Below are 20,842 nucleotides of genomic sequence, written 5' to 3' on the forward strand. Positions count from 1 at the left end.
ATGCGTCGAGGACTTCGAGCAGGGCAGACTGATCCAGGGCCATCGCGTGGCACCTCTCTACGAGATCCTTGGTCGGTTCACGCAGAGACTCACGCGGTGGCCCCTCCCACGTGCTCAGGCACGCCGGGACAGGCCCCGGACTTACACCACCAGCCGGGACGCGACCCAGCGGACCGTTGCGAGTCTTCGATCATTCGCCGGTTGCGCCGACACGGGGGTGACTGTTGGCCCTGCGGTGCAGGCCGGTGACGCTACGTTGCCGCTGAGGGGGCGGTGCTTGGGCTGCTGGCGGACGATCAACGGGAACAGGGTCTACATCGAGAAGTGTTTGAGCCGTGGAAGGCGGCTGTCCTGGTGACCGTGACACTCGCTGTGGGCGGAGGCACGGCCGCCCGTGCGAGCTCCGTAGTGAGTGGCTCCGGTGTCTCGGTCAGCACCGACGTCGGGGTGCGGTCAATGTCAAAGCCCGTGATCGTAACTCTCGTTCGGTGGTGAGGCGGCTAGAACGAAGCGGCCTCCGCATCCGAAGTCGAGTCGAAAGGGCCGACGCCGACTGCGCAGCAGGGGGTCGGCAAAGTCGTGGAACGCTGCTGTGACCTGCACGGGCGAACGCCGAAGGTGGCGGTGGAGTAGGGCGGGCACGGTTCGCTCGCTGATCATGGCGGTTCTCACGCCAGCCCTGATCAGCCGAAGCGAGAACCGTGTGGTGTTCCAAAACGCCGCACATACCGCGACCAGCGATGATTGATGATCGCCAGTTCCCCGGCATGATCTCCGTCGTGTGGCTCCGGCTGCTATACCTGATCTTCCAACAACACACGTCGCCGGGATCACCGCACACCCCACCAGGGCGTGGGTGGGGGCCGGTGCGCGTTGTCATGCTCGAGGTCGCGTGACGTGGCCGAGTTTTCGGCACCCACACGGTCGCTGCGGAGGCTATCGGGAGGACACGAGCGGGTCGCCGGCCTTGCAGACTCATCGCCAGGCTTTCCATGATGAGAGCGAGCTTCACTGCAGCTCGGCGTGCGCGCAGGCCGGGAGGCGACCGGTCGGCGGGGTACTGGTGGGATCGGACAGTCCTCAACTGCCCGGCAGGGGCCGCGCAGGCGAGCCGCATGCTGGCCCAGGCGTAAGACCGAGGCTAGATTGTAAGTGCTACGAGCGGTCGCAGGAGTTCCCGCAGTAGTAGCGCAGGGGGTGCATCATGGCCCGTTATCTCGTGGTGGCTCACGAGACGGTGAGCAATCCCAAGCTGGTCGAAAAGCTCAAGGAGATTGCGAAGCAGGACGACACCGCCGAGTTCGTCCTGCTCGTTCCCGCCAGCCCCGTGCGACACCTGCTGTTGTGGAAGACCGACACCGCCACCGAGCAAGAAGCGGCCGAGCACCGGCAGGCCGAGGGACGCGAGGCGTTCATCCAGGCCGGAGTCAACCTGGTGGCGACAAGAATCGGCGCGGAGTCACCCGTCGACGCCATCGACCAGGAGCTTCGGGAGAACCCGGGCTACACCGGGTTGGTCATCTCCACGCTGCCCAAGGAGCACTCCCGCTGGCTGCGCCTCGACCTCCCACAGGTGACGAAGCAGAAGCATCAGCTGCCTGTCCACCACGTCGAGGCGACGCCCAACCAGCTGCGGGCCTGGCTTGCTGGCGGGATAGACGACGGAGTGCTTAAGTAAAGTGCTGGCACACCCCAATCCCACAGCCACACCGAACCCCGTAAGCAGCAGCGCGGCCCCGGCGGGGCCAGCACCCGACGGATAGCCGGGCGTCGACGCCACCACCGCCCTGCTCTTCGTCCGCCACGGCGCCGGAGGCTATTGCGGGGTTCTGCCAGCGCTGGTAGGCCGGTTGCAGGTCGCCTACGAGCAGCTCAAGGCAGGGTTGCGGCGCTTCGCCGACGTTCCGGGCGCCACGGGGTGGCGCAAGGAGGCCCGGCAGGCGGCGCGGGCGATCCCGCCCAACACGACCGAGACCCGAATCGTGGTAACCGGGACTACCAGGCCGGGCGCCACTTCCTGCGCATGCGGGCCAGCGAGCACGCCGACGTCGAGATCCGGGTGTTGGCGATCGAGGTGCTGCGCCTGTGGGTTCCAGAAGTCGGTCTGAGCCCTCGTGTTTCGCAGTCTTTGTTGATCATTTCCCGGCGGCGGCCCAGGCGGCGAGGACGGCCCTTTTCTTGTGGGGTGGCCTGCTGGCGTTCTCCGACAATCGCCAGGACGCGTGTCAGGTGCCACAACTCGGCCATGGCGCCTAATCAGCGGTTTCAGGCCGCGGCCTCGTACTCGTTGATCAAGCCGCCGAGGATCGGCCGCCGCCGGATCGTGCCGCCCTATATGTGCCCTAAAAACGATCACTGATCCTGTTTACGCTGCTCAAGGCGTTGGCGCGGACGAGTCGGCCTGTAAGCCGGATCCTGTTCCCGGGCGCCTCACGGCGCTCCGTTCGGCGACCATCCATCTCGGCCTGCCGTCGCCGACAGGCTCTTGCGGTCCACCCGCAGGCTCGGGCGGGCCGCCCTCGAACGCCTGCGCAGTCACGCGGCTCGCGCCGTGCGACCTTTCGACCTTGCTCCAGGTGGGGTTTACCGAGCCACCCCGGTCACCCGGGGTGCTGGTGGTCTCTTACACCACCGTTTCACCCTTACCCCGCGCTGGATGCGCGGGGCGGTCTGTTCTCTGTGGCACTGTCCCGCGGGTCGCCCCGGGTTGCCGTTGACAACCACCCTGCCCTGCGGAGTCCGGACTTTCCTCGGCGGCAGCCCGGAGGCTGCCGACGCGGCCGCCCGGCCGACTCGTCCGCGGGATCGACTCTACCGAGCTCCTCCGACGGCCGCCCGCAGGAGGTGATCGACGATCCGGTGACATGAGGTGCACCGGCGAAGCTCATGTCACCAAACCGCCGATCATGGGCCGCCGTGACACGCGGCGTCGTCCGTGATGGGGTGTTGCCGTGCGTCCGATCCTCGTGGTGCTGCTGCTCGCCCTCGCCCTGACGGGCTGTGGGATCGAGATCGTGTCGGGCAGCGCCACGCCCGCCTCCAGTCGGCCGACCGTGGGGTCCGCGCCGGACGGAGGGTCCGACGTCCCCGTCGACAGCACGATCGACGCCGCGCCCGGCGCCGACGACTCCGACACCCGGGCCGGCGACGAGCGGTCGGCAGTCTCGATCACCGACAGGTTCTGGAGCGGGTGGTTCGGCGACCAGGGGCTGCGCTACGTCGCGCCGACGGTCGAGGGGGGCTACACCGGCACGGACGGTCCGAGCTGCGCGGGCGAGCCGTCGGTGCCCGGCAACGCCTACTACTGCCCCACCGGCAACTTCCTGGCCTGGGACGAAGACCTCATGCGCGCCGGGTACACGCAGATCGGCGACGCGTGGGTCTACCTCGTGATCGCCCACGAGTGGGGGCACGCGATCCAGGCGCAGCTCCCGGACCGGTTCGTGTCGCGCGCCGTCGAGCTGCAGGCCGACTGCCTCGCGGGCGCGGCGCTGCAGGGGGCGGCGGACCAGGGGCTCGTGCGGATCGAACCCGGCGACGACGAGGAGATCGCGCAGACCCTGCAGGCCGTCGCCGACGACTACCGGTGGACCGACGAGTCGAGCCACGGCAACGCACGCCAGCGCACCGCGGCGTTCCAGGGAGGCGTGCGCGACGGCGTCGAGGGCTGCCTGCGCCTGTGAGCCCGCATCCGGCGGCGCGCCGGGCTACCGTGCGCGGGTGATCGGCTCGTCGCCCCTGCAGCTGGCGTTCCTCGTCGCCGCAGGGCTGATCGCAGGAGCGGTGAACGCCGTCGCGGGCGGCGGCTCGTTGCTGGTGTTCCCCGCGCTCCTCGCCGTGGGCTTTCCTCCGCTCGCCGCCAACGTCACGAACTCGGTGGCCCAGTGGCCGGGCTACGTCGGCGTCGTGGCCGGTGCCCGGCACGAGCTCCCGGGGCAGGGCAGACGACTGGCGCTGACCTCGGTCGTGTCGGTGTTCGGGTCGGCGGTGGGCTGCGTGCTGCTGCTGGTCCTCCCGGCCGCCGTGTTCGACGCGGTCGTGCCCGTGCTGGTGCTGCTGGCGAGCGCCCTGCTCGGCCTGCAGCCCTGGCTCAAGCGGTGGATCCCGCCGCCGGCGCCGGGCATGCCGGACCGGCTGGGGGTGCTGCTGCCGGCGATCTTCTTCGCCGCGGTCTACGGCGGCTACTTCGGCGGCGCGCTCGGGGTGATCCTCATCGCGACGCTGTCGCTGTGCGCGGGCGACGAGCTGAAGCGGCTCAACGCGACGAAGGGCGTCCTGTCGCTGGTCATCGCCTCCGTCACCGTCGTGATCTTCGCCCTGCGGGCGCCGGTGAACTGGGCGGCGGTCGCGCTGCTCGCGCCGAGCACGCTGGTCGGCGGGTACCTCGGGGCCCGGCTGGCCCGTCGGCTGCCCGAGAACGTGCTGCGCGCGGCGGTCGTGCTGCTGGGCCTGAGCGTGGGGATCTACCTGCTCGTGCGGTGAGGCCGCAGGAGCGCGCGGTTGGGATATCCGGGTCATGATCAGCCTCGATGAGGAGGTGGGCCCGTTGAGCGGACTCGGCGCGACCGTTCTTGCCGTCGGATTGCTGCTCGGCGTGCTCGCGTTCGCCGTGGCCCGCCCGCGCGGGCTGCCGGAGGCGACGGTCGCCGTGCCGGCGGCGCTGCTGCTCGTGCTGGTCGGCGCGGTGCCGCTGTCCGAGGCGTGGGACCAGGTCCGGGAACTGTGGCCGGTGGTGGCGTTCCTCGCCATCCTCCTGGTGCTCGCCCACCTGTGCGCCGAGGAGGGCCTGTTCGCCGCAGCCGGCGACGCGATGGGCAGGGCCAGCCGTGGGAGCCCGCGCCGGCTGCTGGTCGGGGTGTTCGCCGTGGCATCGGTGATCACGGCGGTGCTCAGTCTGGACGCCACTGTGGTTCTGCTGACCCCGGTGGTGTTCGCGACGGCCTACCGGATGGGGGTACGGGCCAAGCCGCACGTCTACGCCTGTACGCACCTGGCCAACTCGGCGTCGCTGCTGCTGCCGGTGTCGAACCTGACGAACCTGCTCGCCTTCACCGCGTCGGGGCTCTCGTTCGGCCGGTTCAGCGCGCTGATGGCGGCGCCGTGGCTCGTGACGATCGGTATCGAGTACGCCGTGCTGCGCTGGTTGTTCCGCGCGGACCTGGCCGTCGGAACCGGGATCGAGGAGGACGCCTCCCGGACCGAGACCCCGGTGTTCGCGCTCGTCGTGCTCGGGCTGACCTTCGTCGGGTTCATCGTCGGCTCGCTCGTGGGCATCGAACCGGTCTGGTCCGCGCTGGCCGGGACCGTGGTGCTGGCGGTGCGCGGGCTCGCGCGGCGCCGGGTGACCGTCCGGGGGCTCGTCGACTCGGCGTCGTTGCTGTTCTGCCTGTTCGTGCTGGCGCTGGGGGTGGTGGTCAAGGCGGTCGTCGACCACGGGCTCGGCGCCGTGCTGCAGAACCTGCTGCCGCAGTCGACCACCCTGCTCGCGCTGCTGGCGATCGCCGCGATCGCCGCCGTGCTGTCCAATCTGATCAACAACCTGCCCGCGGTGCTCGCCCTGCTGCCGGTGCTGGCCCCTGCCGGGCCCGGGCCGGTGCTCGCGGGGTTGATCGGGGTCAATCTCGGGCCGAACCTGACATACGTGGGCTCGCTCGCCACACTGCTCTGGCGGCGGATCCTGCAAGAGCACGACCACGACGCGGACCTCGGTGAGTTCACCCGCGTCGGGCTGATCACCGTGCCGGCGACGCTGCTCGGCGCGACCCTCGCCCTCTGGGCGATGGTGACGATCACGGGAGGCTGAGGCATGGGTGGGACGGCGATCGTGTGGCTGGCCGAGGGGACGTGGCCTGCGTGCATCGATGCGGCGCGGAGCTGGGTGCCGCCGGACGACGACATCGTCCTGCTGCACGTGGGCGGCAGTGAGCTGGCAGCCGCGCACGGTGCACTGGCGGGCTTGCTGGGCCGGGGCAGGCGCGGCCCGGAGGCGAGCATCGACGCGCTGTCCGCCGAGGCCGTCGCCGGCCTGTTGGACCGCGCCCGGCAGCGGCTGGGCCGGCCCGCGACGACCGAGCAGCGCACCGGCCGCGTCGAGCGCGAGGTGGTGGCGGCGACCGCGGACGCGGTCCTGCTGATCTGCGCGCGCGACGGTGACCGCAGCCGGCTCGGCCCGCGGAGCCTGGGGCCGGCGACGCGGTTCGTGGTCGACCACGTGCCGTGCCCCGTGTTGCTGGTGTGGCCGGGCGAGGCGCCGGATCTCGAGTCGATCCCGCCGCCTCCCCCGCCGGGTGCCGAACCCCCGCCTCCCCCGCCGCACGAACGGCACTGAACGCCGCCGGCTACCGCCGCTGCCTGGGCCGGACGGCCTCGACGACGGGCTCCAGCAGCGCGCGCATCGGCGCCAGGTCGCCGTCGGCCGCTGCCCGTGCCGCGTCGATGTTCGCGTCGCGGTCGGCGTGCTCCCAGCGCAGCCGGTAGCCGGCGTCGCGGGCGAGCTGGGACAGGCAGGCGCGTTGCGTGCAGGCAGAAGGACGCCCGGCCTTCACGATGAGCGCCGTGCGCAGTTGCCCGGCCCACGGGTAGACGTCCTAGAAGATCGTCCAGTGGAAGACGCGGAGGTGCTCGAGGTCGTAGGTGCCGGGCAGGCGGCGGCGCTTGAGCTGCCCGATACGCGCTGTGGTGAACCTCTTCTCCGCCGTCGCCAGCTCAGCTCGGTCCGTCAGACCGAGCCTGTTGCGAAAGACGCCGCTTCGAAGATCGAGGTGGGGGTCGCCGGTCACTTCCGGTACTGGGCGAGGAAGATCGAGATGGCCTCTTCTTCGTCGATCTCGCCGTCGGCCACGCGCTGCATCACTGCTGCACCAAACTCGTCGAGCTCCAGGCCGTCCACCCGCAGCAGAGCGATCGCGCCCGCCACGGCCTCGGCCGGCTCGTCGGGCTCCCACAGGATTTCGTCCGTCTGCGACACGGTCATCTGCTGCCTCCGGTTCCGGGACGTGCACGGAATGGTTCGGTCAGTCCAGGGTGCGTGTCGACGCGGCAGCCGTTACCGGTGCCCGACACGATACCCCCAGGTCTCCGCACGCCGGACTTCTTGTCCGCAGGCCCCGCCATGATGTGCACCGTGACTCTCTCCGAGAACACCGCCGCCGGCGACCTCACCCTCGGCTTCGGCCTGCCGGTCTCCGGCAGCTGGGCCACCCCGGGCACCATCGCCGCCGTCGCGCGCCGGGCCGAGGACCTCGGCTACGGCTCGTTGTGGAGCTTCCAGCGCGTGCTCGTCCCCGCCGAGGAGGACTACGGCGCGCAGTACCGGGCGGTGCTCGACCCGGTCGTCGCCCTCGGGTTCGCCGCGGCTGTCACCGAGCAGCCACGGCTGGGCGTCGCCGTGCTCAACGCCCCGTACCTGCCGGCGGCGATCCTGGCCAAACAGCTCGCGACGGTGGACGTGCTGTGCCGCGGCCGGCTCGACGTCGGGCTCGGTTCGGGGTGGGCGCCGCACGAGTTCGCGGCCGTCGGCGCGACCTTCGCCCGCCGCGGCGCGCAGACCGCCGAGTACGTGGCGGCGCTGCGGGCGTTGTGGGCCGACGACCCCGTGGAGTTCCACGGCGAGTTCACCGACGTCCCGCCGGCGCGGATGCTGCCCAAGCCCGTGCAACGGCCCGCCCCGCCGATCCTGCTGGGCGGTTCCGCCGACGTCGCGCTGCGGCGGGTCGGGCGCATCGCCGACGGGTGGATCAGTGCCAGCCGCCATGACCTTCGGTCGATCTCCGAGGCCGTCGGCACGATCCACGCCGCCGCCGAGGAGGCCGGGCGCGACCCGGCGGCACTGCGGATGGTGGTGCGCGGTGTGGTGGAGCTTGGCGAGGAGATCCGCGACGACGCAGGACGGCGGCCGCTGAGCGGATCGGCCGAAGCCATCCGCGAGGACCTGGGGCGGCTGCACGAGGCGGGGATCACCGAGGTGTTCCTCGACCTCAACTTCATCCCGCGCGTCGGGTCGCCGGACGTCGACCCGATCAGTGCGGACGCGCACGCCCACGAGGTGCTGGAGGCCTTCGCCCCGACCCGTTCGTGAGCGGTCGCGCGATCTGGAGGGTGCGTCAGGGGCGCGGGACGTGGGTCGTGTCGTTGAACAGCCGCACCGACGCCCCGCCGTCCGGGTAGAAGTCGGCCACCGACAGCGACGCGAGGTCCAGGTGGAGCCGGTAGAGGATCTCCGGACCGCCCGCCAGGGCCTGCCGCAGCAGCAGCTTGATGGGCGTGACGTGGCTGACGACCACCACGGTCTGGCCCGGGTAGGCCGCCACGATCGCCGCGCGTTCGGCCGCGACGCGCGCACCGACCGTCGCGAAGCTCTCCCCGCCCGGAGGCGGCACGTGCTCGTCGCCGAGCCACTTCGCGTGCAGCTCGGGGTCGCGCTCGCGGGCCTCGGCGAACGTCAGGCCCTCCCAGCCGCCGAAGTCGGTCTCGACCAGCCCGTCGCGGACCTCCATCGGCACGTCCAGCGCCTCCGCCACTGCGGCGGCGGTCTGCCGGGCGCGTCGCAACGGCGACGACAGCACGGCGACGATGCCCTCGGGCGCGAGCCCGCCGGCCTCCGGGGCGGCCAGCCGGGCAGCCGCACCCGCGGCCTGGTCCTGTCCGAGCGCCGTCAGCTCCGGGTCGCCGAGCCCGGAGTACCGGTGCTGGATCGAGAGCTCGGTCTGGCCGTGGCGCAGCAGGAGCAGGCGCGTCGGGGAGCCGATCTGGCCGGTCCACGCCGCGGCGCCCTCCGGCTCGGGGTCGTCGTCCTCCGGCGTCACGTCGTCCACCACGTCGGGCAGCGGCGCGACCGTGACCTCGGGATCGTCCGGCGTCGCCATCCCTAGAGTCCCGACTGGGGCGTCCGCACCAGCACCGTCCCGCACTCTTCGCAGTGCACCACCGCGTCCGGCGGAGCGGCCCGCAGCGCCGCGATCGCCGTCCGGTCCAGCTCCAGCCGGCACGCCCCGCAGCGGCGCTCGCGCAGAAGCGCGGCGCCGGTGCCGCCGCGCGCGCGGCGCCGGTCGTACTCGGCGAGGAGGTCCGCCGGCAGGTCCGCGACGACGGCCTCGCGGGCGCGGCTCCGACCGGCCTCGCCCGCGTCGATGTCGGCCAGCGCGGTGTCGCGCCGCTCCGTGACCGCGATCAGGTTGACCTGGCCCTCGTCGAGGGTGCGCTGGGCGTGCTGCACGTCCATGCCGAGCGCCTCGCGCTGTTCCATGACCTCCAGCTCCTCGTCCTCCAGCACACCCTGCCTGCGGGCGAGGGTCTCGAGCTCGTGCTGCAGGTCGACCGCCTGCTTGGCGCCCACCCCGGAGCTCGCGAGGATCTTCTGGTCGCGGTCGGCGCGGGCACGGACGCCTTCGATGTCGCGCTCGAGACGGCGGATGTCGCGGTCCAGGTCGCCCACTTTGGTCTCCACCTCCACCAGCGCGTCCTTCGCCGCGCGCACGGCCGCCTCGGCGGCCGCCAGCTCGGCGTGCTCGGGGAGATTCCGGCGACGGTGGGCGAGCCGGGCGAGCTCGGCGTCGACGTCGGCGAGATCCAACAGGCGTCGCTGGACGGCGGGGTCGGCCTTCACTGCGGTGTCCTTTCCGTCGGCTGGGTCCGACCGATGGGCTGCGTCCGACCGACGGTCCAGGGATCCGTGCGGAGTGTCGAGACGCGGACCTCGACGCTACCGCCCAGCGCCGTCCGCAGGATGTCGGCCGCCTGGGCGCACCAGGGCCACTCGGAGGCCCAGTGCGCGACGTCGACGAGCGCCGGCGTCGCCGGATTCATCTGGCCGGCGAGCAAGTGCTCCGACGCCGGATGGTGCCGCAGGTCCGCGGTCAGGTAGGCGTCGACGCCCGCCGCTACCGCCGCGCCCAGGGCCGAGTCGCCCGCTCCCCCGCACACCGCCACGCGCCGCACCGCGCGGTCCGGGTCGCCCGCCGCGCGCACACCCCACGCCGTCGCGGGCAGGGCGGCGGCGACGCGGTCGGCGAACGCGTGCAGAGGTTCGGGTGCGGGCAGGGTGCCGATCCGGCCGAGCCCGCGCGTCGACGGCAGGTCGGCGAGCTCGAGGACGTCGAACGCGGGTTCCTCGTAGGGGTGGGCCGCGCGCAGAGCGGCGACGACGGCGGCGCGCTTCCCCCGGGGAAGCACCATCTCCAGCTTGGTCTCCGCGACGCGCTCCAGCTTCCCGACCTCGCCGATCGTCGGGTGCGCGCCGGGCAACGGCTTGAACTGGCCCGTGCCTGCGGTCGCGAACGAGCAGTGGCTGTAGTCGCCGATCGCCCCTGCACCCGCGGCCGCCAGCGCGTCGTGCACCGCGGTGATCGCGGGGCCGACGGGGATGAACGTGACGATCTTGTCGAGCGGGGCCTCGGGTGCGGGCTCCAGCGGACCCTCGACGACGAGGCCGAGCGCCGCGGCGAGGGCGTCGGACACGCCGGGGTCGGCGGCGTCGGCGTTGGTGTGCGCGGTGAACAAGGCGGCGCCGCCCCGGACGAGCCGGTGCACCAGCGCGCCCTTCGGCGTGTCCGCGCCGATACCGTGCACCCCCCGCAGCAGCAGCGGGTGGTGCGTGAGCAGCAGCTGGGCACCGCCGTCGAGCGCTTCGTCGACGGTCGCGGGGACGGGATCGATGGCGACGAGCACGCTCGACACCTTGTCGGCGGGGTCGCCGCATACGAGCCCGACGGCGTCCCACGCCTGAGCGAGCGCGGGCGGATAGGCCGCCTCGAGCGCGGCGATGACGTCGGCGAGCCGGGCGGTCATACGGTCGTCCCCGCCAGCGCCACCGTGAGGCCGTGGACGAGCTGCTGCACCTGTGCGGCAGGCCGGACGGCCACGCGGACGTGGTCCGCGGACAGGCCCGGGAAGGTGTCACCGCGCCGCACCGCCACACCGGCGGCCCGCAGCTCGTCGCGGACCCGCGGCCCCTGTCCCTCGGGCAGCCGCAGCAGCAGGTAGGGCGCGACACCGGGCAGCACGGTGACCCCCGGGACCGCCGCGAGCGCCGCCTCCTGCGCGGCGCGGCGGTGGACGAGCGCATCGGCCGCCCGGCGGGCCGCGGCGACGGCCTCCGGTGCGCAGCAGGCCGCAACCGCCTCGAGCGCGAGCGTCGAGACGGGCCACGGCGGCCGCGGACGGGCGAGCCGGGCCAGCAACGCCGGGGCGCCGAGGGCGTAGCCGGCGCGCAGGCCGGCCAGGGCCCAGGTCTTGGTGAGGCTGCGGAACACGAGCAGTCCGGGGACGTGCGCGCCGGCCAGCGACTCGGGTTCGCCGGGCAGGGCGTCGGCGAACGCCTCGTCGACGAGGACCACCCGACCCGGCCGCGCGAGTGCGCGGACGGCGTGCGCGGGGTGCAGGACTCCGGTCGGGTTGGTGGGGTTGCCGACGACGACGAGGTCCGCCTCCTCGGGGACCGCGTCGGGGTGCAGCCGATGGCCGTCCGCCTCCTCGGTGAGCACGCGGACGACCGGCACCTCGGCCGTGCGCAGTGCGGCCTCGGGCTCGGTGAACCCGGGGTGCACGACCGCCGCCAGGCGCGGGCGCAGCGCCGGGAGCAGCGCGAAGCCCTCCGCGCTGCCGGCGAGCACGAGCACCTCGGCGGGCCGTCGGCCGTGGCGCGCGGCGACGGCGTCGCGGGCCCGCGCGTCGGCGGCGACAGTCGGGTAGCGGGCCAGGCCGTCGAGGGCGGCGACGAGCCGGTCGCGCAACCAGCTCGGCGGCGCCTCGCCCTGCACGTTCACCGCGAAGTCGAGCAGGCCAGGAGCGACCTCGGCGTCGCCGTGATGACGCAGGGCGGCCTCGTAGTCCGGGCCGTCGTCGGGTGCCGCGGTGTCGGGCGCGAGTTCGGGGGCGTCCGCCATGGAACGCCACCCTACGGGGCGCCTCACGGCCGCCGGGCGGGAGCAACCCCGGGCCGGTGGTGCTGGCACCACAGGTGTTCGACGGGGAGACATCGTCGATGCGACGGCGCCCGTCGATCAGGGTTGATCCCGACGGAACGACCGCTCCACAGAGGGAAACCCATGACCGCGCAGCCGACCACCCCGATCTCGACTCCGCCGTTCCCGCCCCAGGGCGCCACCTACCCGCAGCCGTACGGCCAGCCCGTCTACGGGGCGGGCCCCGACCTCCCGCCCGGCTACCCGCCGCTGCCCCCGGCATCGAAGCGCAACACGGGCAAGGTCGTGGGCATCGTGATCGCGGTACTGGTGCTGCTCGGCGGTCTGGGCGTCGCAGCGCTGTTCGTCTTCGGCACCCGCACGGTGCAGCCGGAGTCGGTTCAGCAGGAGATCGTGCGGATCACGCAGACCGCAGTCGGGGTCGTCCCCGCCGACGTCCGCTGCCCCGACGAGATCCGGGCCGAGGCGGGCGCGACATTCGCCTGCACCGCCACCGTCGACGGCCAGCCGGTGACCTACGACGTCCGGCAGGACGACGACCAGGGGCACCTGACGATCAACTACGACCGGCTGCTGAAGGTGGCCGAGGTGGAGAGCGTCGTCGCCCAGCAGGTCGGCAGCGACGTCGACGTCGACGTGAACGTCGAATGCCCGCCCGCAGGCCGCACGGTCGTCGTCAACGCGCCGGGCACCCCGATCGCCTGCACCGCGACCAATGCGACGGACCCGTCGGACAGCGCCGCGATCACCGTGACGGTCGCCGCCGACGGCACCCCGAGCTACACCTTCGCCTGATCCCGGCGACGGCGGGTGGTGCTAGCACCACCTACCAAAGACGGGGGAACACCGTCGACCGCGCCCCCGCCGGATGACAGGGTTGTCCTATGAGGACCTGAGTGGCTGCCCTGCTGGGGAGCAAGGGCAGCCACTCCACCGAACCGCCCGCCCCGCTGGGGAGCGGGGGCGGCCGGTCGGCCAGACAGAACGTCCGTCCCGGGGGGAGCCGGGGCGGACGTTCTGCATTTCGGGGCGGCTACGGTCAGCACCATGGACCGGCGCTTCCACGTCTCGTTCATCTGCAGCGGCAACATCTGCCGCTCCCCGATCGCCGAGAAGGTCTTCGCACACGAGGTCGAACAGGCCGGGCTCGCCGACCGCGTTCAGGTCACCAGCGCCGGCACCGGCTCGTGGCACATCGGGGATCCCGCCGACTCGCGGGCAGCGGCGCTCCTGGCCGAGCACGGCTACGTCGACGCCCACGTCGCGCGGCAGGTCGACGACGAACTGCTCGACGCGGACCTGCTCGTCGCCCTCGACGCCGGCCACCTCCGTGCGCTGCGCCGGATCGCCCCCGACCCCGAGCGGGTGCGGCTGCTGCGCTCGTTCGATCCGGACGCACCTGCGGGAGCCGGCGTCCCCGATCCGTACTACGGCGGCCCGGAGGGCTTCACCGAGGTCCTCACGATGGTCCGGGCGGCGATGCCGGGGCTGCTGGAGTACGTCAAGGCGCGGCTGTGATCGTCGATTCCCCGATCCTCGGCTGCGCCGTGCGCCGCTCCGCGCCGCTGGGCGGTGGTGCGGCGCGCGTGGAGCTGACCGACGGGCGGACCGTCGTGGTCAAGGAGGGCGCGGGTGTCGCCGCGGAGGCGGCGGGGCTGCGCTGGCTGGCGGTGCCGAAGGGGCCGCCGGTCCCGGCGGTGCTCGCGCTCGCCGGCGCGCGGCTCGTCACCGAGCACGTGCCGCCGGGCCGGCCCTCGGCGACGGCGGCCGCCGAGTTCGGCCGGCGGCTGGCCGCGCTGCACGCCGAGGGGGCGCCCGCGTTCGGCGCCGGACCGCCGGAGACGCCGGTGGACGCCTGGATCGGCCGGGCACCGATGCGCAACGTTCCGAGCGGCCCGGAATGGGCGCCCTGGTACGCCGAGCACCGCGTGACGCCCTATCTGCGGACCGCCCGTGACTCCGGGGACCTGACCGGCGCCGAGACCGCGCTGATCGAGCGCGTCTGCGACCGGCTGCCGGAGCTGGCCGGGCCGGCCGAGCCGCCGGCCCGGCTGCACGGGGACCTGTGGTCGGGCAACGTCCTGTGGTCGACCGACGCCGCCTGGGTGATCGACCCGGCGGCGCACGGCGGGCATCGGGAGACCGATCTCGCGATGCTGGCCCTGTTCGGCTGCCCGCACCTCGACGAGGTGTTGGCCGCCTACGACGACGCCGCGCGGCTGGCTCCCGGCTGGCGCGACCGCGTCGCTCTGCACCAGCTGTTCCCGCTGCTCGTGCACGTGGTGCTGTTTGGCCGCGGCTACGCGGGCCAGACGGTCGCCGCGGCCCGCGCGACCCTGGACGGCTGCTGAATCCCCGTGGTTCGTCAGACCGAGCGCGCCCGCTGCAGCTTCGTCGCCTCCTCGGCGGCCTGCCACAACGTGCACGGCCAGGAGTGCCGCCCGCGCTGACCACCCACAGGGCAGCCCGTGCACCGCCCGCTGCCGTCGTCGACGTGTTCGGCGAGCAGGCGCGCGGCCATGCCCGGCTGGCCGAGGATCATCTGCACGAGCGGGTTCACCGGTCCCACCGTGATCTTTCTGACGAGTTGGGTGACAAGGCGAGTCGACGCACTCACCAACAGTAACGCCGAACGTTCCCGATGCCGCCAAACGCGCCAGCTCTGTCCGGCACTACGCAGAACGGTCCCTGCCCATCGGGATAGGGCGCTCGGCCGACCGGCCCTACCGGTCATCCGGGGACCGCGGCCGCCTTCAGCTCGGCGAGAGCCTCGGGCATGGCCTCGGCGAGCACGTCGACGTCGGGAAGTGCGTCGCGGTCCGCGTTGAGCCCGTAGTGCATGCCGCCGTCGTACGAGGTGATCCCGATCGACACCGCCTGGCCTCCGGCCAGCGGCACCACCGGATACATGTCGAGCATCCGCGCGCCCATCGCGTAGAGCGGGCGCGGCGGTCCCGGCACGTTCGTGACGAGCACGTTGTAGGCGTGGCTGGAGAACTGGCTGGCGAGCCGGACCCCGAGGCTGTGCAGGGTGGGCGGGGCGAGGCCGGCCAGGCGGATCAGCGTCGACGCGCCCACGGCGCGTCCGCTTGCCTTGTGCTCGTCCATCGCCGCCGAGACGGCCGCGAGCCGGCGCAACGGGTCGCCCTCCCCCACAGGCAGCTCGACGAAGTACGCGGAGATGCTGTTGCCGACGGCTGCGGTGCCGTTCCGGCTGTCGGCGGCACCGTTGCGGCGGGTCCGCACGCTCACCGGGACGAGCGCCCGTACCGCTGTGCCGTCGGTCAGCGGTTCGCCGCGGGTCATCATCCAGCGCCGCAGCGCGCCGGTGACCACCGCGAGCACCACGTCGTTCACGGTTCCCCCGCAGGCGGCCCGCACGGCGCGGTGGTCGGCCAGCGTGCTGCGCGACATGCCGAATCGCCGCTGCTCGCCGGTCACGGCGTTGAGCGGATGCACCGGTCGTGCCGAGGTGGCGGACACGAGGGTCTCGACCGTCCGTTCCACGCCGGCCATCACCTCGCGGACGTCCGCGCGCGCCCGCGCCGCGACGTCGAGAACGGAGCGCGGGCGGCGCATCGCCTCGCGCACGGCGTCTGCGGCGAGGTCCAGCGACGACGGCTCCGCGGCCGGACGCCAGTCGTCGGGCGGCGTCTCGCGGATCTCCGGGGTCGGGTCGAGCAGCAGCGCACCGACGTCCATCGACGCGAGACCGTCGACCATCGCGTGGTGGGTCTTGGTGACCACGGCGAACCGGCCGTCCGCCAGCCCCTCGACCAGGTAGATCTCCCAGAGGGGGCGGGAGCGGTCGAGCCGTCGCCCGAGCAGCCGGCCCACCAGCGCCCGCAGCTGCTCCTCGGTGCCCGGGCCGGGCAGGGCCGAGCGGCGTACGTGGTACTCGAGATCGAAGTCGGCATCGTCGACCCACACCGGCAGGCCGAGGTGGACGGGCACCTCGCGCACCTTCTGCCGCCAGCGCGGCACCAGCCCGAGCCGCTGCCCGATCAGCGCGACGAATCCGTCGAAGTCGAAGCCGTCGGGCGCGGCGAACGTCATCACGCCGCCGATGTGCATCGGCCGGGTGCGGTCCTCGGCGAAGAGGAACGACGCGTCGAGCGGCGACAGACGGTCCGGCACTCCGCCGAGGGTAGGGCCGCCGTCGGGCGCTCACCCGTCGCGGGCGGCGACGCCGGTCGCTCACGATGGCCCGGTGGGGGACGCAGTAGGGGACACAGTGGAGGACGAACCGCTCATCGGTGCCGCCGAGCTGGAGACGCCGTACTGGGCACGGAGCCAGCTGGAGGCGAGCCAGGCGGGGATCTGGACGGTGGCCCGGGGTGCCCCGCGGACGGCCCTGCTGCTGACCGCCTGGTCGTGGCGGGCCTCACCACGCTGGACGCTGCTGGCCCTCGTCCTGCAGCTGGCGACGGCGGTGGCCACTGCGCTCGGCCTGCTCTCGACCGTCGACGTCTTCACGAATCTGCTCGCCGCAGGTCCGACGCCGCAGCGGGTCGTCGACGCCCTGCCCGCACTGGCCGTGGTGGTCGGCGCGCTGGTGGCGCGCGGGGCGCTCCAGGCGGCCAGCGGGTCGGTCCAGGCCCGGCTCCTGCCGCGGATCGAGGAACGCGCTCAGGACGAGCTCTACACCGGCCTCGCCGACGTCGAGCTGGCCGCCTTCGACGACGCCGACTTCACCACGCTGGTACAGCGGGCCGAGCAGGCGCTGATACACCTGCGGTTCGGAGCGTCGCTCGTCGGCGACCTGGCGGCCGCGGTCGTCTCGACGGGTGCGGCCGTGGTGACCGCGGGGCTGCTGCACCCGGTGCTCGCGCCGCTGGTGCTGCTCGCCGCGCTCCCCCAGGGCTGGGCGGGGGTCCGCGGAGCGCAGCTGCGCATGGCGGCGAACGTGCGGATCAACGCCACCCTCCGGCGCCGGTTCGTCACCGGTGATCTGCTGTCGGAGCGCCAGAACGCCGCGGAGCTGCGGGCGTTCACCACGCGGGACGTCGTGCTGGGCGAGCACCGGCGGATCGCCGCGGACCTCGGCGACGACGAGGTGCGGGTCGGACTGCAGCAGAACCGCGTGACGACGGTCGGGCGGACGCTGTCCGGCGTCGGCTCGGCGGTCGGGTACTGCGGTCTGGGGCTCCTCCTCTACGAGGGCCTGCTGCCGCTGGCGCTGGCCGGGACCGCGGTGCTGGCCATGCGCACCGCGGCGCAGTCGATCGTCACCGGTATCTACGCGTTCAACCGGCTGTTCGAGCTGGGCCTGCACGTGGACGTCTACCGCACCTGCCTCGACGACCTCGCCGCCCGGAGGCGGCCTGCGGCTCTGCACACCCTGGAGGGCGGCCCGGCGACGATCGCGCTCACCGACGTGACCTTCCGCTATCCCGGCCAGGAGGACGACGCCCTGCGCGGGGTGACGCTGACCCTGCGCCGCGGGCAGGTGGTCGCGCTGGTGGGCGAGAACGGCTCGGGCAAGACGACGCTGGCGAAGCTGGTCACGGGGCTGTACCTGCCGACGTCGGGCACCGTCACGTGGGACGGTCGGGACACCGCGCGGATCGCCACCGACGACCTGTGGGGGCAGGTCGCCGTGGTCATGCAGGAGCCGTTGCGCTGGCCGGTCACCGCGGAGAACAACGTGCGCATCGGACGGCTGGCGCGGCCGGACCCGGACGACGGGCTGTTCACCGACGCCGCCGCCCGGTCGGGCGCCGACGCGGTGCTGGCGGAGCTGCCCGGCGGGCTGCGCACGATGCTGTCGAAGCAGTTCCAGGGCGGGCGCGACCTGTCGGGTGGGCAGTGGCAGCGGATCAGCGTGGCCCGCGGGCTCTACCGGCTGGCGCCCGTCGTCGTCGCGGACGAGCCCACCGCCGCACTCGACGCCCGCGCCGAGCACACCGTGTTCGCCGCGCTGCGTTCGATGGCGGCGGCGGGAGCCGACGGGCTCGGCGGGATCACGGTGCTGGTGACCCACCGGCTCGCCAACGTCCGCACCGCGGACCAGATCGTGGTGCTGGAGCACGGGCGGATCACCGACGTCGGCACGCACGACGCGCTGATGGCGCGCGACGGCGTCTACCGCGAGCTGTTCACCCTGCAGGCGCGCGCCTACACCGACGACCACCGCAACGGCGGTGCGCCGTGATCACCAGCCGCGGAGCGGGAACCCGGACGCGCCCCTGTCGCCGACGACCTCGCCCAGCACCTGGTGCAGCTGGATGTTGTCGCGCTCGAAGCCCAGCCGGCACGCGGCCATGTAGAGCCGCCACACCCGCGCCCGGCCCTCGCCGACGTCGGCCACGGCCTCGGTCCAGTGCTCGTCGAGGTTGCGACCCCAGTCGCGCAGGGTCATCGCGTAGTGCTCGCGCAGGTTCTCCTCGTGGCGGATCTCGAAGCCGTTGTCGTTCATCACCGAGATCAGGTGACCGACGGCGTGCAGCTGGCCGTCGGGAAAGACGTAGCGGTCGATGAACGGGTCGGTCCGCCCCTTGTAGGTGCGGCTCTGCGTGATGCAGTGGTTGAGCAGCCGCCCGCCCGGCCGCAGGCGGCTCGCCAAGAACCGGAAGTACGACGGCAGCGCGGCCCGGCCGAGGTGCTCGGTGAGCCCGATCGAGCTGACGGCGTCGAACTGCGCTGCAGGCGTGTCGCGGTAGTCGAGGTGGCGCACCTCGGCGAGGTGGCCCAGCCCGCGGCGTTCGATCTCCTTCTGCGCCCACTCCGCCTGGTTGCGGGACAGGGTCACACCGAGAGCGCGCACCCCGTGCTCGGCTGCCGCGTGCATGACCATCGCGCCCCAGCCACAGCCGACGTCGAGCAGCCGCATGCCCGGCTTCAGCGCGAGCTTCTGCGACACCAGCTCGAACTTCTCCGACTGCGCCTGCTCCAACGTCGCGTCGGGCGTCGGGTAGACCGCGCACGTGTAGGCCATCGACGGCCCGAGCACCCACTCGTAGAAGGTGTTCGAGACGTCGTAGTGGTGCGCGATGGCCTTGCTGTCGCGCTTCTTGGAGTGCAGCCGGCCCGGCGGGCGGTACTCGAGGTCAGGCGGGGAGACGCGGTGCCGCAGCGCGATCGGGGCGAGCTTGCGGACCAGCCGCAGCTGCTCGGCGCGCGGGATCGAGTTCAACGTGACGTCCGAGATCCCGTCCAGCAGGGCGTAGATATCGCCCTCGACCTCGAGCTCACCCGTCACGTACGCCCTGGCGAGACCCAGGGTGCCCGGCGCCGTCGCCAGCCGCGCGAGGGCCCGCGGGGAGACGATCCGCAACGCCGTCTCCGCCGTGTCGGGCCCCGCTTTGCTGCCGTCGTAGCCGAGCACCCGGATCGGGAGGTCCGACCCCAGCATGCTGCCGATGACATCTGCAACCTGCATGTGCTTCACCGTCCTGTCTTCCCGGTGTGTGCTGAAGGACTGGCAACCTTGGAGTACAGATCGGGCAACCGGCCGCGCGGGTCGTAGCGCTGCTTGAGTGCGCGGTAGGCAAGCCCGTTGTAGTGCTGCCAGAACTCGTCCTCGGAGTAGTGAACCGTCGAGTAGAGCGACTTGTGCCCGTCGAGATCGGTGACGAGCTGCTCGATCCGCCGGTTGTGCGCGTCCGGCTCCCCGGCCTTCTCCGGCACCGACGACCAGAAACCGACGTTGACGTACAACTCCCCCGGCTTCATCGGGTAGAGCGTCCACGGCCGGCCCGAACGCAGCCGCAGCGGGCACAGCCATACCGGCGAGATCCCGATGTCGCGGTGGAACGCCTCGAGGAACGCCGGCAGGTTGCGCACCGGGATCTCGACGTCCTGCACGACGGGCTCCTCCACCGGCCGCTTCCGCAGGGTGTTGAGCCGGTCGCTGAACCCGTGGCGGCGGTCGAGGGCGACGATGCGCCGGTAGACGTCCGACCGGCGGTACCGGCCCGGCCAGAAGCGGCGGACGACCGGGTTCTGCACTCCCAGCGCGCGGGAGCACCAGAACCAGTCGGTGTCCCACCGCCAGATGTAGTCGCGGGTCGTCAGGTGGTCGACGGCCCGCTCCTGCTGGGAGCGGTAGAAGATCTTCTGGCCGGTGTAGTCGCTCGCGCTCGTCCCGGCCGGCAGGGCGTCGACGAACTCGCCGGTGGTCAGGTACTGCTCGCCGGCGTCGAAGACGGTGCCGTCGAGGAAGTCGAGGCAACCGTGCGGATCGGCGAGCTCGACGATCGCGTCCGTGCAGGCCTTCGCGTCGGGATAGCGGTGGTGCCGCAGCCGGACGTAGGGGCTGACGGGCTGCAGGTCGATCGTCAGCCGCAGGGCGTAGCCCAGGGTGCCGTAGGAGTTCGGGAAGCCGCGGAACAGGTCGGCGTGCTCGCCGTCCGGGGTCGCGGTGACGACCTCGCCGGCGCCGGTGAGGATCTCCATCGCACGCACCGACTCGTGCGGCAGACCGTTGCGGAACGAGGTCGACTCGATGCCCAGTCCGGCCACGGCCCCACCCAGCGTGATGGTCTTGAGCTGCGGGACGACCAGGGGCATCAGGCCGTGCGGGAGGGTGGCGTCGACGAGGTCCTCGTACGTCGTCATCCCCGCGACGTCCGCGGTGCGGGCGACCGGGTCGACGGAGATCACCCCGGAGAGCCCCGAGGCGTCCAGGGTGGGCGGGGGTGCGCCGAACCGGAACAGGTTCGAGCTGGGCTTGCCCAGACGCACCCGGGCCTCCGGAGGAAGCTCGCGGTAGCGCCTGACCAGGTCGGCGGCAGCGGCGACGTGGTCGGCGACAGGGACGATCACGCTCACAGCCGGAACGTTAGCTCGCACAACCTCCACCCGGAAGGTGCGGAAGATGACATCGCCCGGGTGTGCGCACCGTCCGTCGCACCGAGATCGGCCCGGTGTGCACATCGGACGCGAGCGGGCCCTGCGTGTGGCTCCACCGCGGGCGTGCT

21 protein-coding genes, 1 other RNA gene and 1 pseudogene are annotated in these 20,842 nt (G+C 72.8%); 11 read left to right on the forward strand and 12 right to left on the reverse strand.

Annotated features, from left to right (window positions below; translation table 11 throughout):
* Positions 1-1,204 precede the first annotated feature (1,204 nt).
* Both RM445_RS13115 and RM445_RS13120 read left to right on the forward strand, forming a co-directional pair.
* The gene (locus tag RM445_RS13115) at positions 1,205-1,678 is read left to right on the forward strand and encodes a hypothetical protein (RefSeq protein ID WP_311556501.1); all 474 of its coding nucleotides are present in this window, start codon (positions 1,205-1,207) and stop codon (positions 1,676-1,678) included.
* Positions 1,679-1,859: 181 nt separating this feature from the next.
* A pseudogene (locus RM445_RS13120) lies at positions 1,860-2,083 on the forward strand (FAD-dependent thymidylate synthase); the annotation flags it as partial.
* Positions 2,084-2,388: 305 nt separating this feature from the next.
* Here RM445_RS13120 and rnpB read toward each other — a convergent pair.
* Positions 2,389-2,796, reverse strand: an RNA gene (gene rnpB / locus RM445_RS13125) — RNase P RNA component class A.
* A gap of 155 nt (positions 2,797-2,951) precedes the next feature.
* On the opposite strand from rnpB, the gene RM445_RS13130 reads away from it, so the two are divergent.
* From RM445_RS13130 to RM445_RS13145, 4 genes are read left to right on the forward strand one after another with little or no spacing between them, the layout of a single operon-like run.
* Positions 2,952-3,683 carry a neutral zinc metallopeptidase gene (locus RM445_RS13130; protein WP_311556502.1) on the forward strand — a complete coding sequence of 244 codons (732 nt, stop codon included), beginning with the start codon at positions 2,952-2,954 and terminating at the stop codon, positions 3,681-3,683.
* 37 nt (positions 3,684-3,720) lie between these two features.
* The gene (locus RM445_RS13135) at positions 3,721-4,482 is read left to right on the forward strand and encodes a sulfite exporter TauE/SafE family protein (RefSeq protein WP_311556503.1); all 762 of its coding nucleotides are present in this window, start codon (positions 3,721-3,723) and stop codon (positions 4,480-4,482) included.
* A gap of 34 nt (positions 4,483-4,516) precedes the next feature.
* Entirely contained in the window at positions 4,517-5,803 is a 1,287-nt protein-coding gene (locus RM445_RS13140; RefSeq protein WP_311556504.1) for an arsenic transporter, read from the forward strand.
* A 3-nt stretch (positions 5,804-5,806) separates the two neighbouring features.
* Positions 5,807-6,328: a universal stress protein gene (locus RM445_RS13145; protein WP_311556505.1), complete on the forward strand. Its 522-nt coding sequence runs from the start codon at positions 5,807-5,809 to the stop codon at positions 6,326-6,328.
* A 10-nt stretch (positions 6,329-6,338) separates the two neighbouring features.
* Here the strand turns inward: RM445_RS13145 and RM445_RS13150 are convergent, their stop codons facing one another.
* From RM445_RS13150 to RM445_RS13160, 3 genes are read right to left on the reverse strand one after another with little or no spacing between them, the layout of a single operon-like run.
* Positions 6,339-6,545: a hypothetical protein gene (locus RM445_RS13150; RefSeq protein ID WP_311556506.1), complete on the reverse strand. Its 207-nt coding sequence runs from the start codon at positions 6,543-6,545 to the stop codon at positions 6,339-6,341.
* A 42-nt stretch (positions 6,546-6,587) separates the two neighbouring features.
* Positions 6,588-6,779 carry a hypothetical protein gene (locus RM445_RS13155; protein ID WP_311556507.1) on the reverse strand — a complete coding sequence of 64 codons (192 nt, stop codon included), beginning with the start codon at positions 6,777-6,779 and terminating at the stop codon, positions 6,588-6,590.
* Complete coding sequence (locus RM445_RS13160) at positions 6,776-6,973, reverse strand: antitoxin VbhA family protein (protein ID WP_311556508.1); 198 nt, start codon at positions 6,971-6,973, stop codon at positions 6,776-6,778. The genes RM445_RS13155 and RM445_RS13160 overlap by 4 nt, the downstream gene beginning before the upstream one ends.
* 150 nt (positions 6,974-7,123) lie before the next feature.
* On the opposite strand from RM445_RS13160, the gene RM445_RS13165 reads away from it, so the two are divergent.
* On the forward strand, positions 7,124-8,077 hold the full coding sequence (locus RM445_RS13165) for a TIGR03619 family F420-dependent LLM class oxidoreductase (protein ID WP_311556509.1): 954 nt from the start codon (positions 7,124-7,126) through the stop codon (positions 8,075-8,077).
* A gap of 25 nt (positions 8,078-8,102) precedes the next feature.
* On the opposite strand, the gene RM445_RS13170 is transcribed toward RM445_RS13165, so the two are convergent.
* From RM445_RS13170 to cobC, 4 genes are read right to left on the reverse strand one after another with little or no spacing between them, the layout of a single operon-like run.
* Complete coding sequence (locus tag RM445_RS13170) at positions 8,103-8,864, reverse strand: histidine phosphatase family protein (protein WP_397469288.1); 762 nt, start codon at positions 8,862-8,864, stop codon at positions 8,103-8,105.
* A 2-nt stretch (positions 8,865-8,866) separates the two neighbouring features.
* A complete protein-coding gene (locus RM445_RS13175) occupies positions 8,867-9,604 on the reverse strand; it encodes a zinc ribbon domain-containing protein (RefSeq protein WP_311556510.1) in 738 nt (245 codons plus the stop codon).
* Positions 9,601-10,785: a Nif3-like dinuclear metal center hexameric protein gene (locus RM445_RS13180; protein WP_311556511.1), complete on the reverse strand. Its 1,185-nt coding sequence runs from the start codon at positions 10,783-10,785 to the stop codon at positions 9,601-9,603. The genes RM445_RS13175 and RM445_RS13180 overlap by 4 nt, the downstream gene beginning before the upstream one ends.
* Positions 10,782-11,882, reverse strand: a complete 1,101-nt coding sequence (gene cobC, locus RM445_RS13185; protein WP_311556512.1) for an Rv2231c family pyridoxal phosphate-dependent protein CobC — start codon at positions 11,880-11,882, stop codon at positions 10,782-10,784. The genes RM445_RS13180 and cobC overlap by 4 nt, the downstream gene beginning before the upstream one ends.
* Positions 11,883-12,044: 162 nt before the next feature.
* Between cobC and RM445_RS13190 the strand changes: the two genes are divergently transcribed.
* The 3 genes from RM445_RS13190 (at position 12,045) to RM445_RS13200 (ending at position 14,272) form a co-directional block, all read left to right on the forward strand.
* Entirely contained in the window at positions 12,045-12,716 is a 672-nt protein-coding gene (locus RM445_RS13190; RefSeq protein ID WP_311556513.1) for a DUF4333 domain-containing protein, read from the forward strand.
* A 252-nt stretch (positions 12,717-12,968) separates the two neighbouring features.
* Positions 12,969-13,439, forward strand: coding sequence for a low molecular weight protein-tyrosine-phosphatase (locus RM445_RS13195; RefSeq protein WP_311556514.1), 471 nt, complete (start codon positions 12,969-12,971; stop codon positions 13,437-13,439).
* Positions 13,436-14,272 (forward strand): fructosamine kinase family protein, encoded by an 837-nt coding sequence (locus RM445_RS13200; protein WP_397469289.1) that lies wholly within the window; start codon positions 13,436-13,438, stop codon positions 14,270-14,272. Before RM445_RS13195 ends, RM445_RS13200 begins: the two co-directional genes overlap by 4 nt.
* A 14-nt stretch (positions 14,273-14,286) precedes the next feature.
* On the opposite strand, the gene RM445_RS13205 is transcribed toward RM445_RS13200, so the two are convergent.
* Both RM445_RS13205 and RM445_RS13210 read right to left on the reverse strand, forming a co-directional pair.
* Positions 14,287-14,481: a hypothetical protein gene (locus RM445_RS13205; RefSeq protein ID WP_311556515.1), complete on the reverse strand. Its 195-nt coding sequence runs from the start codon at positions 14,479-14,481 to the stop codon at positions 14,287-14,289.
* Between the two features lie 170 nt (positions 14,482-14,651).
* Complete coding sequence (locus tag RM445_RS13210; protein WP_311556516.1) at positions 14,652-16,058, reverse strand: WS/DGAT/MGAT family O-acyltransferase; 1,407 nt, start codon at positions 16,056-16,058, stop codon at positions 14,652-14,654.
* A 97-nt stretch (positions 16,059-16,155) separates the two neighbouring features.
* Here RM445_RS13210 and RM445_RS13215 point away from each other — a divergent pair, with 97 nt between their 5' ends.
* Complete coding sequence (locus RM445_RS13215; protein WP_311556517.1) at positions 16,156-18,075, forward strand: ABC transporter ATP-binding protein; 1,920 nt, start codon at positions 16,156-16,158, stop codon at positions 18,073-18,075.
* On the opposite strand, the gene RM445_RS13220 is transcribed toward RM445_RS13215, so the two are convergent.
* Both RM445_RS13220 and RM445_RS13225 read right to left on the reverse strand, forming a co-directional pair.
* A complete protein-coding gene (locus RM445_RS13220) occupies positions 18,076-19,302 on the reverse strand; it encodes a class I SAM-dependent methyltransferase (protein WP_311556518.1) in 1,227 nt (408 codons plus the stop codon).
* A gap of 5 nt (positions 19,303-19,307) precedes the next feature.
* Positions 19,308-20,693, reverse strand: coding sequence for an FAD-binding oxidoreductase (locus RM445_RS13225; protein WP_397469290.1), 1,386 nt, complete (start codon positions 20,691-20,693; stop codon positions 19,308-19,310).
* Between the last annotated feature and the right edge of the window lie 149 nt (positions 20,694-20,842).

The sequence above is a fragment of the Pseudonocardia charpentierae genome, from assembly GCF_031845345.1.
GTDB classification, from domain to species: domain Bacteria; phylum Actinomycetota; class Actinomycetes; order Mycobacteriales; family Pseudonocardiaceae; genus Pseudonocardia; species Pseudonocardia charpentierae.